Here is an 11999-nt window from a genome sequence, read left to right as displayed (position 1 = left end):
CCGCGCGCAGCCGGCGCAGCGGGCCGCCGCTGGCGCGGATGACGGGCTGGGCCGCGCAGGCGCTGCGGGCCCGGGCCGCCGGTTCCGGGCGGGGGGTGCTGGAGGCGTGCCGGCGCGGGCTCGACGTGCTCGACGACCACCGGATGACGCTGGGCGCCTCGGAGTTGCGGGCGCGTGCGACCGCGCGGGGCGCGGAGCTCGCGGCGCTGGCCCAGCAGTCCAGTCTGGACTCCGGCGAGCCGCGGCGGCTGCTGATGTGGAGCGAGCGCTGGCGGGCCACCGTGCTGTCCGCGCCGCCGACCCGGCCGCCGGCCGACCCGGCCCTGCTCGGCAGTCTCACCGCGTTCCGGGAGATCGCGGCCCGCGCGGCCGAGGCCCGCAGCGACGGCCGGCCGATCCCCGCCCTGGAGCGTGAACAGCGGCGCCTGGAGCGGGAGATCCGCTCCCGCACCCTGCACATCCAGGGTGGCGCGCCCGGCGCCGAGGACCGCTTCGACGTGGGCCGGCTGCTGGCGAGCCTCGGCGAGGTGCGGCTGGTGGAGCTCGCCGTGCTGGACGGGCGGGTGCAGGTGCTGCTGTGCGCGGGCGGACGGGTGCGGCGGTTCGAGGCGGGGCTGCTCGCGGACGCCGAGGTCGAGGCGGAGCACGTGCAGGCCGGGCTGCGGCGGCTGGCGCACCCCGGGGCGGAGGCGCGGCTGCCGCTGGTGGAGGCGATGGGGCGGCGGCTGGAGGAGTTGCTGCTGGGACCGGCCGCCGCGCATCTGGGCTCGGGGCCCGTGGTCGTCGTACCGCCCGGGCGGCTGCACCGCGTGCCGTGGGCGCTGCTGCCGTCGCTGCGGGACCGGGTGCTCAGCGTGTCGCCGTCGGCGAGCAGTTGGCTGCGGGCGCGGGAGACCGAGCCGCCGCCCGGAAACCGGCATGTGCTGGTGCGCGGTCCGGGGCTGGCGACCGGCGGTGCGGAGGTGCCGGAGCTGGCCGGGCTGTACGGCGGGCCCGCCGTGCCGACGCTGCTGGAGCACGAGGACGCGGGCGTGCCGCGGGTGCTGGAGGAGATCGACGGGGCCACGCTGGCGCACATCGCCGCGCACGGCACGTTCCGGGCCGACAGCCCGCTGTTCTCCTCGCTCCGGATGGCCGACGGGCCGTTGATCGTGCACGACTTCGAGCGCCTTGACCGCAGCCCCTACCGGATCATCCTGTCCAGCTGCGACACCGCCCGGCTCGCGTCGGTCGGCGCGGACGAGCTGCTCGGCCTGGTCACCGCGCTGCTGCCGCTGGGTACGGCGGGGGTGGTGGCGAGCAGCGCGCCGGTCAACGACCATGCCGTGGTCCCGCTGATGCTGGCGCTGCACAAGGGGCTGAGCGCGGGTCTCTCGCTGGCCGAGGCGCTGCGCGACGCGCGGACGGCTCTGCCGGGCGACGCGCTGCACCAGGCGACGGGGTGGGCGTTCACGGCGTTCGGGGCGGCCTGAGCCGGGGCACCATGATCGTGTGACATACGCGGTGACTGTGGACGTGCAACTCCCGGAGGGCTCCCCGGAGCTCGACGGGCTGCAGCGGGAGGGCGTCGCCTTCCTGCTGCGCAAGGGCCTCGACTCGGTCGAGGCGATCGAGGGGCCCGACGGGATGGAGGTCGGCCTCACGGACGACCTCATCGCCGTCCATCCCGGTGGAGCGATCCTGAAGCTCTTCGTGGACGCGCCCGCGCTGGAGTTCGCCGAGGAGGCGGCCGGTGAGGTGGTGGCGGAGCTGCTGGAGCGCAGCGAGTTGCTGGGCGAGTGGGAGATCGCCCGGTGCGAGGTGGATCTCCATCCCGACCTGCTGCAGGAGAGCCTGGACGCGGCGGACGGTCCGGACGCGCCGCCTGCCGACCTCGCGGAGCGGGCGCGGCGGCATCGGGCGGGGGCACCGCCGGTCGTGCCGCACCGCCTGGACCACTCGGAGGTCGAGGCGATGCGTGACCGGCTGCGCTCGCTGGCACCGGCGCTGAAGGCGTTCCCGTTGGAGGCCTTCGGCTGCTCGGAGGCCGATGGAGCCGTCGGCCGGGAGGCGGCCGAGGTGGCGGCGGGGGCGGTCGTCCACTCCATCGACCTCCTCGTCGACGGGCTCTTCACGGATCTGGCCGGGCTGGAGGAGGACGGGCCCACGGTCGCCGACAGCGACGCGGCGTTCATGATCCTCGACGACCTGCCGCCGCAGTTCGCGGTGCACTACACGGCCCTTTTCGCCCGCCGCCTCACGGCCACGGCGGTGACCATGACGGGCCGCCTCACCCAGCCGCACTTCGGCGGCCTGAGCTGCGTCGCGGAGGAACTCCTCATGCGCTTCCTGCTGTCCCAGGCCGAGGTCACGACGGACCTGTACGGCCTCCTGACGGAGGAGGTCGCCACGGCCCTGGAAACCTTCGCGGACGGCCTGTACCCGTACGAGGACACGGACCCGGAGTCGAAGGCGGAGGACTGGTTCACGCCCTTCGATGCGGGGCGGTATGTGCATCCCTACGCGGCGAACGACGAGTAGGGGGCGTCGGGAGGGGCGGCCGAAGTAGTCACACAGGCGACAGTCACAAACTGATCACCTATCGCACACACTCTCCCCGCCCGCCCGACATCCGCCCGCTCCGCAAGTGCAAGCGGGTGCGGCTCGGTGGTGCGGGGCTGCTTCTCGCGGGCGGGCTCATAGCCGCTCCGGGGGACGGTGGGAAGCAGCCCGTCTAGGCCAAGGTGCAGCCGGGGCCGACGGTCACCAAGACCGTGAAGGTCAAGGTCGAGCCAGCTCCGACGGTCACCGTCACCAGGACGGCTCCGACGGTCACCGTCACCAGGACGGCTGCGGCTCAGGCCGCCGGTGCGGACAGCGGCAGTGCGGACAGCGCCGGTACCTGCTCCATCGTGTCCAGCTCGGGGAACTGCTATTCGGCGGGACAGTACTGCCGTAACAGCGATCACGGTGCCGTGACGACGACCGCCGGCGGCTCCACCATCAAGTGCGTGTACCGCTCCAACGCCTGGCGCTGGTCGTACGCCTGAGCGGTGGTCGGCGGACGCACGGCGCGGGTCGGCGGCCTGACCCCTCCCCCGAATACTGGGGGTCAGACCGCCGGTTCTTGGGTGGCTCAGGCCGGTTGGGCCGTCGGGGGTTCCATGAGCCACGGGAGGGCCGCGCGGTCGCTCGCGCCGAGGCGGGCGTACGCGCTGTAGAGGTGGTTGCCGACCGTGCGGATGGAGAGGGTCAGCCGCTCGGCGATCTGCCGGTTGCTCAGGCCCGCGGCGGCCAGCGTCACGATCTGGCGCTGGCGGGCGGTGAGTTCGCCGAGGACCAGGCCGGCGAGGGCCGGGGTGCGGGCGCCCTGGCAGCGGCGGGCGAGGGCCACGGCACGCGTGCGTGACGTGCGGGCGGCGTGCGGGTCGCGGTGCGCCCGTACCGCCTGTGCGTGCGCCTCCGCGGCGAAGAGCAGGAAGCCCTGCTCCTCCAGCGCCTCGGCCGCCCGGTCCAGCGCCGGACCGTCCGACCGGGCCAGCGCGTCGGCGTGCCGGGCGAAAACGCCCCCGGCGGGCAGGAGTTCGGCCACCTTCTCGGGCGCCCCGAGACGTACGGCGTCATAGAGCGCGTACGTCCCCGCCCCCTCGAACGCCTCCAGGATCGCCCCCTCCACGTCCCCGCGCACGACAGCGAGCCAGACGGCGACCTCACCGGGAAGCGCCGACGCCACATCGACCGCGCCCGCAGCACCCGCACCCGCACCGGCACCGGAGCGCGCCTCCCCCGCCACAACCCCCTCCACAGTCGCCGTGTCCCCCGACTGTGCGGCGGCCAGGGCGAGTTCGGTGCGGCAGGGCGCGTCCCCCGGCGCGTGCCGCAAGCCCTCCCTCGCCCAGGCCGCCGCCTCCCGCAGCTCCCCCCGAAGCCGCGAGTAGCGGGCACGTGCGGCCGCGTATCCGGCCGGCAGCGGTGCCCCCTCACGCGCCGGCCACTCCCCCGCGGGAGCCGGCAGCGCACGTACGTCGGTCTGTTCGATCCGCGCGGTCAGTACGGCCGCCTCCGCCGCGAGCGCCGCCCTGTGCTGGTCCGGCGTGCGCGCCAGCCGCCGCGCCCTCAGCCGGCCGGCCGCGGCCCGCAGCACCGGGCCGTGCAGGGGGTGGGCGAGGCGGACGGAGCCGTCGTCGTCGATGCGGATCAGGTCGTCGGCCTCAAGGTTCTCGAGGGTGTGCAGGTCCCCCAGGGCGTCCATGTCCAGCGGCAGGGGCTCCGCGAAGGCGAGGCGTTCCAGGGTCGTCCGCTCCTCGCGGTGGGGGCGGTCCAGGGCCTCGGCGGCGCGTTCGCGGATCGCCGGGGCCATGGGGACCGGGTCGCGCCAGGCCCACGCGTCCGTGTCCCGGTCCCGGGTGAGCAGCCCGCGCTCGCGCACCGCGTCCACCAGGTCGCGCAGCAGGCGCAGATCGCCGCGCGAGAGGTGGAGCAGGCGGTTCAGGGTGAGGGGCTCGACAGGGCCGCCGAGAGCGGTGGTGAGCAGTTGTTCCGTGTCCTCGCGCGGCAGCGGTTCCAGGGCCAGGCGCGGGAGGAGTTCCCCGGTCCAGAGGCGGGAGACCGCGCCGGGGACGGCGGCGCCGTCGGCCGCCACGACGACCAGGCGGGTACGGCCGTGCACCGCGAGCTGGTGGACGAGGGCAGCCGACGCGTCGTCGAGCAGCTGGGCGTCGTCGATCAGCAGCAGCCGTACGCCCGAGAGGAGTTGGACCGCGCGGTGCAGGGAGACCGTCTCGGGCAGCAGGTGGGTGAACGCGGCGAAGGGGATGTGACGGGTCTCCGGCGTGCCGGCCGCGCGGGCGCGGTCGCCGCCGCGGACCGCCTCCGTGGCGAGCCGGGTCTTGCCGCAGCCGACCGGGCCGGTGACCACGATGCCGTGGTGCCCGGCGGTCAGGGACCGGCGGATCAGCTCGAGCTCGTCCTCACGTCCGGTGAACGGCCAGGGCAGTTCCAGGGTCTTCGCGTCGCGTTCGAAGGTCGTCACGGGAGTATGAGTGCGAGTACTCACTCCTGATACAGGGTGACTTGAGTAGACCCCGACTCAGGCGCCTGTGACCCTGCTCACGGCAGTCTGTCCGCATGACCGGACGCTACTGCAGCCTCGCGCAGCAGTCGGCCCCCGCTTTCACACCGGGGCTGACCGCCGACCGGCTCGGTGCGCTCATCTCGGGAAACCGGATGTGGGTCAACGGCACGGTGCTGCACTACCACTTCCTGGACCGTGAGACGGACGCGTCGGTCATCCCCGTACCGGGGACGGGTGCGCTGCGGCGGGTGTCGTGGGTCGGTGCCAAGGAGCAGCGCGACGTGGTGCGCGAGTGCTTCCAGGAGTGGCAGGACCTCGGGATCGGCGTCAGGTTCGCCGAGGTCGGCGACCGCTCGGAGGCCGAACTGCGGATCGGCTTCCAGCTCGGCGACGGTTCCTGGTCCGCGGTGGGCCGGGACGCGCTCCGGTACGGGCAGCACGAACGCACCATGAACTTCGGCTGGGACCTGACCGCGCCGGGCGAACGCGGGACGGCCCTGCACGAGATCGGGCACGTGCTCGGGATGCTGCACGAGCACCAGAGCCCGTTCGCCGGCATCCACTGGGACGACGAGGCCGTGTACGCCGACCTGGCGGGCCCGCCGAACTTCTGGAGCCGGGACACGACCTTCTTCAACATCCTGCGCAAGCTGGACGAGGACGAGGTCAACGGTTCCGTCTGGGACCCGCAGTCGATCATGGAGTACGCGTTTCCGGGCGGGCTCGTCCTGGAGCCGGAGCAGTTCCGCGGCGGTCTGAACCCGCCGGGCACGCTGTCGCCGGCCGACAAGGAGTTCGTGCTGCGCTGGTATCCGCCGGTCGACCTGCCGCGGCCGCCGGGGCTCGTCCCCTTCCGGTCCGTGCCGCTGGGTCTCGGCCCGGGCGAGCAGGCCGACTTCGTCGTCGACCCGCCGGAGACCCGTGAGTACACCATCGGGACCTTCGGCGCGAGCGACACCGTCCTGGTGGTCTTCGAGGAGCGGGACGGCGAGCCGCGCTACCTCGCCGGCCGGGACGACGCGGGGCATCCGCACAACGCCACCATGAAAGCCAGGCTCGTCAAGGGCCGCCGCTACTACGTCCGCGCACGTCTGTACTCCGCGTGGGGTCCGGGGGAAACAGCGGTCATGTGCTGGTGACGGCACACGACCGCCCCACGCGGTCGGCTGGACCACAGTCCGGCGCCGGGGGAAGGTCTGGAGCACATCACCTTCGGGGGAGGGAGATGTGCTCCAGACCCATGTCGGAGCCGGGCGGCTGACAGCGCGTTGCGAACGGCGTGTTTCCGTCCTGCGAACAGCCAGGCGGGCGCGGGGACATGAGCGTTCGGACGGTGTGAACATGACGCCATGCTCCCCGGAGAGGATCGCGCGGCTCGGCGCGTACTGATGGTCTGCCTCGCGGCCGGGGCCACCACACTGCTCGACCAGTCGGTCCTCAACATCGCCGTACCGGCGCTGCGGCAGTCGCTGGGCGCGGGCGCCACGGAGGTGCAGTGGATCGTCGCCGGGTGCAGCCGGCAGCCCCCACCGGGGCCGCCGCTCGCCACGACCGGCACCCCGGCCGCCCCCAGCGCCTCCAGGTCCCGGTAGACGGTACGGACCGACACCTCCAGCTCGTCGGCCAGTTGACGAGCCGTCAGCTGCCCACGGGACTGCAGGCACAGCAGCAACGACAGCAGCCGGTCCGCTCGCATCGGGCGATCACTTCCTCACCGTATGACTGACACAGGATGTCAGCCATTGGTGCGTAGGGTCAGCTCATGATCAGTGGATACGTCATCGGTGAAAGCCTGCGCCCCGGCGCCGAGTTCGGGGCCGGAGGGCTGCGGCTGCGGCTGCGCAAGGTCGGGCGGGTCGACGTCTCGGGCAGTGCCACCGCGGAGCAGCCGTCGTACTGGACGCTCGTGGAGTGGGAGGCCGACGGGGACGATGTCGACGGGCTGGCGCAGGCGTTGGCCGAGGCGCTTGAGCCGGCGAACGGGTGGTACGCCGACTTCGTCGCCGGGGAGGAACGTGTCGTCGTCTTCGCCGGGAAGGTGTTCCGGTATCGGCGCGGGGACGCGGCGGGGCGGGCCGAGGTGCAGGCGTACGGGCGGGCCGTGGGCACGCCCGAGCATCAGCTGGACTGGGCGGAGTGACAGGCCCTGCGGGGCCGGCTCACCCCGTCGGGCGTTGTTGTCTGATGCGCTGGGCCACCTCGCTGTTCTCCGTCTCCCACCACGGCCGTACGAGATCCGGCGACTCGGCGGAGCCTTCCGTGGGGGCCGCCGGGACCAGTTCCTCGGCCAGACGGCGGTCCAGTGCGGCCGTCTCCGCGCGCTCCGTGCGGGCCCACTGGGCCAGGATCGCGAGGAGGAAGGGCAGCGCCACCAGTTCCGCGATGCCGATCATCGCGCCGCCGCCGAGCTGCTGGTCGTGGCGGACGTCGGTCGACCAGGCGGGGTGGTGGTGCAGGTACCAGGCGCCGGCGATCAGGGTGCCGTGGGTCATGACGACGATGCCGGGTACGGCGTCGATGATGCCGTCGAGGAACACGAGCGCCGCCCGGACGGGGTGGGTGCACCAGCGCGGCAGTGTCTCCTCGCGGGTGAGCACCGGCACCACGAACAGGCTTCCGGCGAGCAGCAGATGCAGATACATCAGCTCGTGCAGCCAGCCCACGCGCAGGGCGGTCCCGAAGTACGGCGTGAAGTAGATCGTCAGTTCGGTTGCGAGGACCAGGGCCGTGCTGACGAGGGGGAAGGTGAGCAGGCGGACCAGGCGGCCGGTCATCGCCCGCTGCACGCGCTCGGCCGCTCGCTCCGGCAGGGCGCGGGCGGCCAGGCGCAGGGGGTCTCCCAGGGCCAGGCCCAGCGGTGCGATCAGGTCGAGCAGGATGTTCTGCACCGCGGCCGGCCAGAACAGGACGTGGTCGTAGACGGCGAGTGCGGACATGGTGGCCACGACGATCGCGCCGAGGCCGAGCAGGGCGAAGGCGGCAGTGCGGGGCACGGGCCAGCGCTCGCCCCGGCGCCTCAGCCGCAGCACGCCCCAGCCGTACAGCGCACCGAGCAGGGCGACCAGCCGCAGCGCGGGCACGTCCGGCTGCCAGGAGGAGAACAGTCGCTCCACCGTGAACTCCGGCGGACTCGACATCACGCACTCCCTCCACCACACCGTTCCGGACGGCCGGGCACCGAGGACTTCACCGACCCGGCCCCGCCACGGCCAGGCACTTTACGCCGCACGTGACCGGCCGGACGCCGCTGTACCCGGGGATCGCGCCCGGTCACACCGTTCTCATGCCGAACCCTTACCGAGACCGAGAGCGCGGACGTCCGAAGCCGACGGCCACGCGCGCGTGCCGTTCACCCCGGTCGTCACCGTCGCTTCCACTCCTCCGCCAGGAGTTCGTACGACCGCACCCGATCCGCGTGGTCGTGGGTGATGGTCGTGATGAGGAGCTCGTCCGCGCCCGTGGCCTCCTGGAGCTGTTGCAGCCGGTCCGCGACCCTGGCCGGGGAACCGACGAACTGGGTGTCGAGCCGGTCCTGGACCAGTGCGCGGTCCTCCTCGGTCCAGGTGTGGGCGCGCGCCTGCTGCGGGGTCGGGAACTCGATCGCGCCCTCGGCTGTGCGGATGCTGCGCACCCATGGGCCGTGGCCGGAGGCGAGTTCGCGGGCCGTCTCGTCGTCCTCGGCGACCACGACGTCCGCGGAGACACTGACGTACGGCTTGTCCACGTCGTCGGCCGGCTCGAAGTACGCGCGGTAGGCGTCCACCGCTTCGAGGACCGTGGCGGGGCTGACGTGGTAGTTCGCCGCGAACCGCAGGCCCCTCGCCCCGGCGACCTGTGCGCTTTCGCCGCCGCTGCTCCCGAGGATCCACACCTGTACGTCCGCTCCCTCGCCCGGCACGACGTGCGCCTCCACGCCCTCCGGCGAGCGGTAGGTGCCGGCCAGCAGGGCGAGCAGGTCGTCGATCTGCTCGGCGTAGTCCTGGGACTCGGCGCCGGGGAGGAGGAGCAGCTTGCGTTGCAGGGCGACGCGGGGTGAGCCGAGGAGGTGGGCGAAGGAGAAGCGGGGCGGGATGAGCAGGCCGTTCGGGGCCCGGCCGTCGACGACCGGGGTGGCTGTCGGGCCGGGTGCCTTCTCGCCCGGCGGGCGGCCGCCCGAGCGGCCCAGGCCCAGGTCGAAGCGGCCGGGGTGCAGGGCGTCCAGCAGGCCGAACTCCTCGACCGTGGACAGGGCGGTGCGGTGGCCCAGCTGCACGGCGCCCGAGCCGAGGCGGATGGTGGAGGTCGCCGAGGCCGTGAGGGCCAGGACGACCGCGGGGGACGTACCCGCGACGCCGGGGTTGAGGTGGTGCTCCGCGAACCAGTAACGGGCGTAGCCGAAACGCTCCGTCAGCCGGGCCAGGTCGATGGAGTTGCGCAGGGCGTCGGCGGCCGTGGAGCCGGAGGAGATCGGGACCAGGTCGAGGACGCCGAGGGGGATGTCAGACATGGGCCGCCGCCTCCTCGGCCGGCCGCACCGGGCCCCAGTCGAAGGGCGGGTCCGGGATGTCCTTGCGCAGGACCGGGGCGACCGCCGACTGGAAGAGTTCGAGGGAGTCGCGGTGCTGGGCGTCGGTGAGGCCGCCCGCGTCCGCGTGCAGGTGGACCACCGTGTGGCCGAACTGCTCGTGGTAGCGGTGGACCTTGTCGATGACCTGCTGCGGGCTGCCGATCAGCGCCGAGCTGCGCTCCACGAAGTCCTCCAGCGTCTCGAAGACGACCGGCAGGCCCGCCTGTTTGAAGAAGGCCAGGTTCGCGTCGAAGGTCGGACGGTACGCGGCCAGCGCCTCCTGGGTGGTGGGCGCGATGTGGATGCCCGCCGTGCCGGCGCCGACTGCGATGTCGGCCGGGTCGTGGCCGTAGAACTCCCAGCGCTCGCGGTAGTACCGGATCAACTCGGCATACGGCTCAATGGGGTTGGTGACGTTCGCCGAGAACAGCGGGTCGCCGTAGCGGGCGGCCAGGTCGACCGACTCCTTGCTGGTGGCGCTGCCGTGCCAGACCCGGACCGGCCGCTGGTACGGCCGCGGCCACACCTCCGCCTCGGTCAGCGGGGGGCGGAAGCGGGTGTCCGCGGTGACCTTGTCCTGGCGCCAGAGCTGCCGGAACACCTCGTAGCTCTCGGCGTTGCGGTCCCACTGGTCCTCGGGCATGACGTGGAACAGGTCACGCTGGGCGGCGCCGTTGCCCTTGCCGATGATCAGATCGAGGCGGCCGTTCGAGAGGTGGTCGAGCGTGGCGTAGTCCTCGTAGGCGCGGACCGGGTCCAGGAGGCTGAGGGTGGTGACGGCGGTGAAGAGCCGTATCCGCCTGGTCAGGGCTGCGACATGGCTGAGCACGACGGTCGGGGACGAGGAGATGAACGGGCGCTCGTGCCGCTCCCCCACGCCGAAGCCGTCGAAGCCCAACTCCTCGGCGAGCACGGCGTTTTCGAGGACCTCGCGGAACCGCTCGTGGGTGGACTTCCGTACCCCCGTGACCGGGTCCGGCCGGTGCACGATCAGGGTGATCGCGAGGAACTTCACGAGGCCACCCGCTGCTCGGACTCCTCGTCGGGGTGGGCGAGGCCGAGGTGGTGGCGGAGGGTCGGGCCCTCGTACTCGGTGCGGAAGACGCCCTGTTCCTGGAGGAGCGGGACGACCTTGTCGGCGAAGACGTCGAGGCCGCCGGGCGTGATGTGCGGGACGAGGATGAAGCCGTCGCTGGCGTCGGCCTGGACGTACTCGTTGATGGTCTTCGCGACGGTCTGCGGGGAGCCGACGAAGGTCTGGCGGTTGCCGGTGTTGATGACCAGGTCGCGGATGGACCAGTTGTTGGCGGCGGCCAGCTCGCGCCACTCGCGGGCGGTGGCCAACGGGTCGCGGTACATACGGACTTGGGCGCGGCCCTTGGAGATGTGGTTCTCGCTGACGTCCGGGTCGACGTCGGGAAGCGGGCCTTCGGGGTCGTACGAGGACAGGTCCCGGTTCCAGACGAACTCCAGGTGCTTGATCGCGGTGGCCCCGCTGACCTGCTGGCGGCGCACCTCGCGGGCGAGTTCCTCGGCCTCGGCGTCGGTGTCGCCGAGGGCGAAGCTCGCGGCGGGGAGGATCAGCAACTGGTCGTGTCCGCGGCCGTACTTGGCGAGGCGGTTCTTGACGTCCGTGTAGAACGCCTGCCCCTCCTCCAGGGCGGCGTACCGGCTGAAGATGGCGTCGGCGGACGAGGCGGCGAACTCGCGGCCCTCGTCGGAGTCGCCGGCCTGGAAGATCACCGGGCGGCCCTGCGGGGAGCGCGGGACGTTGAACTGGCCCTGGATGTCGAAGTGTTGGCCCTGGTGGACGAAGGCGCCGGCCTTCGCGTCGCTCAGGAAGACGCCCGTGGCCTGGTCGGCCACGATCTCGTCGCCGCGCCAGGAGTCGAAGAGCTCCTGGGTGGTGGCGAGGAACTCCTTGGCGCGGGAGTAGCGCTCGTCCTGCGGGAGGAAGCCGCCGCGGCGGAAGTTCTCGCCGGTGAAGGCGTCCCAGGAGGTGACGACGTTCCAGGCGGAGCGGCCGCCGGAGAGGTGGTCGAGGCTGGCGAACTGGCGGGCCACCTCGTAGGGCTCGTTGAAGGTGGAGTTGATGGTGCCGGTCAGGCCGAGGTGCTCGGTGACGGCGGCCAGCGCGGCGAGGATGGTGAAGGTGTCGGGGCGGCCGACGACGTCCAAGTCGTAGATCTTGCCGCCCTGTTCGCGCAGCCTGAGTCCCTCGGCGAGGAACAGGAAGTCGAACTTGGCGCGTTCGGCGGTCCGCGCGAAGTGCACGAAGGAGCTGAACTCGATGTGGCTGCCGGCCTGCGGGTCGCTCCACACGGTGGTGTTGTTGACGCCCGGGAAGTGCGCGGCCAGATGGATCTGCTTCAGCGGCTTGCTCATGTCGGTGCGGTCCTT

11 protein-coding genes and 1 pseudogene are annotated in these 11999 nt (G+C 72.7%); 6 read left to right on the top strand and 6 right to left on the bottom strand.

Annotated features, from left to right (window positions below; genetic code table 11):
• The 3 genes from ABZ848_RS16935 to ABZ848_RS16925 all read left to right on the top strand — a co-directional run.
• On the top strand, positions 1 to 1472 hold a 1472-nt coding region (locus tag ABZ848_RS16935), incomplete at its 5' end, for a CHAT domain-containing protein (protein WP_360831926.1).
• 19 nt (positions 1473 to 1491) lie between these two features.
• Positions 1492 to 2520 carry a hypothetical protein gene (locus tag ABZ848_RS16930; RefSeq protein WP_360831924.1) on the top strand — a complete coding sequence of 343 codons (1029 nt, stop codon included), beginning with the start codon at positions 1492 to 1494 and terminating at the stop codon, positions 2518 to 2520.
• A 203-nt stretch (positions 2521 to 2723) separates the two neighbouring features.
• Complete coding sequence (locus ABZ848_RS16925; protein ID WP_360831922.1) at positions 2724 to 3029, top strand: hypothetical protein; 306 nt, start codon at positions 2724 to 2726, stop codon at positions 3027 to 3029.
• Between the two features lie 86 nt (positions 3030 to 3115).
• Here the strand turns inward: ABZ848_RS16925 and ABZ848_RS16920 are convergent, their stop codons facing one another.
• Positions 3116 to 5011 carry a LuxR C-terminal-related transcriptional regulator gene (locus ABZ848_RS16920; RefSeq protein ID WP_360831920.1) on the bottom strand — a complete coding sequence of 632 codons (1896 nt, stop codon included), beginning with the start codon at positions 5009 to 5011 and terminating at the stop codon, positions 3116 to 3118.
• Between the two features lie 95 nt (positions 5012 to 5106).
• Here ABZ848_RS16920 and ABZ848_RS16915 point away from each other — a divergent pair, with 95 nt between their 5' ends.
• The gene (locus ABZ848_RS16915) at positions 5107 to 6192 is read left to right on the top strand and encodes a M12 family metallopeptidase (RefSeq protein ID WP_360831918.1); all 1086 of its coding nucleotides are present in this window, start codon (positions 5107 to 5109) and stop codon (positions 6190 to 6192) included.
• A gap of 210 nt (positions 6193 to 6402) precedes the next feature.
• Positions 6403 to 6645 carry a hypothetical protein gene (locus ABZ848_RS16910; RefSeq protein ID WP_360831978.1) on the top strand — a complete coding sequence of 81 codons (243 nt, stop codon included), beginning with the start codon at positions 6403 to 6405 and terminating at the stop codon, positions 6643 to 6645.
• Here the strand turns inward: ABZ848_RS16910 and ABZ848_RS16905 are convergent.
• Positions 6570 to 6749, bottom strand: a pseudogene (locus ABZ848_RS16905) (HTH domain-containing protein); the annotation flags it as partial. The gene ABZ848_RS16910 and the pseudogene ABZ848_RS16905 overlap by 76 nt on opposite strands.
• A gap of 66 nt (positions 6750 to 6815) precedes the next feature.
• On the opposite strand from ABZ848_RS16905, the gene ABZ848_RS16900 reads away from it, so the two are divergent.
• Positions 6816 to 7193, top strand: a complete 378-nt coding sequence (locus ABZ848_RS16900) for a hypothetical protein (protein WP_360831916.1) — start codon at positions 6816 to 6818, stop codon at positions 7191 to 7193.
• A gap of 19 nt (positions 7194 to 7212) precedes the next feature.
• Here the strand turns inward: ABZ848_RS16900 and ABZ848_RS16895 are convergent, their stop codons facing one another.
• The 4 genes from ABZ848_RS16895 to ABZ848_RS16880 all read right to left on the bottom strand — a co-directional run bounded on the left by ABZ848_RS16895 (position 7213) and on the right by ABZ848_RS16880 (position 11984).
• Positions 7213 to 8190, bottom strand: a complete 978-nt coding sequence (locus tag ABZ848_RS16895) for a cytochrome c oxidase assembly protein (protein ID WP_360831914.1) — start codon at positions 8188 to 8190, stop codon at positions 7213 to 7215.
• 224 nt (positions 8191 to 8414) lie between these two features.
• On the bottom strand, positions 8415 to 9539 hold the full coding sequence (locus ABZ848_RS16890; RefSeq protein WP_360831911.1) for an MsnO8 family LLM class oxidoreductase: 1125 nt from the start codon (positions 9537 to 9539) through the stop codon (positions 8415 to 8417).
• Positions 9532 to 10614, bottom strand: coding sequence for an LLM class flavin-dependent oxidoreductase (locus ABZ848_RS16885; RefSeq protein WP_360831909.1), 1083 nt, complete (start codon positions 10612 to 10614; stop codon positions 9532 to 9534). Before ABZ848_RS16885 ends, ABZ848_RS16890 begins: the two co-directional genes overlap by 8 nt.
• A complete protein-coding gene (locus tag ABZ848_RS16880) occupies positions 10611 to 11984 on the bottom strand; it encodes an NtaA/DmoA family FMN-dependent monooxygenase (RefSeq protein WP_360831906.1) in 1374 nt (457 codons plus the stop codon). Before ABZ848_RS16880 ends, ABZ848_RS16885 begins: the two co-directional genes overlap by 4 nt.
• Between the last annotated feature and the right edge of the window lie 15 nt (positions 11985 to 11999).

This window comes from Streptomyces sp. NPDC047081, from assembly GCF_040643775.1.
Lineage (GTDB): Bacteria > Actinomycetota > Actinomycetes > Streptomycetales > Streptomycetaceae > Streptomyces.
Note: the sequence above shows the minus strand (reverse complement) of the source record. Positions and strands in the feature narration are given on the sequence as shown.

Coding starts and splice junctions, on each gene's coding strand:
- ABZ848_RS16915 (WP_360831918.1), top strand. CDS start 5,107: ATGACCGGACGCTACTGCAGCCTCGCGCAGCAGTCGGCCCCCGCTTTC.
- ABZ848_RS16910 (WP_360831978.1), top strand. CDS start 6,403: ATGCTCCCCGGAGAGGATCGCGCGGCTCGGCGCGTACTGATGGTCTGC.
- ABZ848_RS16900 (WP_360831916.1), top strand. CDS start 6,816: ATGATCAGTGGATACGTCATCGGTGAAAGCCTGCGCCCCGGCGCCGAG.
- ABZ848_RS16895 (WP_360831914.1), bottom strand. CDS start 8,190: ATGTCGAGTCCGCCGGAGTTCACGGTGGAGCGACTGTTCTCCTCCTGG.
- ABZ848_RS16890 (WP_360831911.1), bottom strand. CDS start 9,539: ATGTCTGACATCCCCCTCGGCGTCCTCGACCTGGTCCCGATCTCCTCC.
- ABZ848_RS16880 (WP_360831906.1), bottom strand. CDS start 11,984: ATGAGCAAGCCGCTGAAGCAGATCCATCTGGCCGCGCACTTCCCGGGC.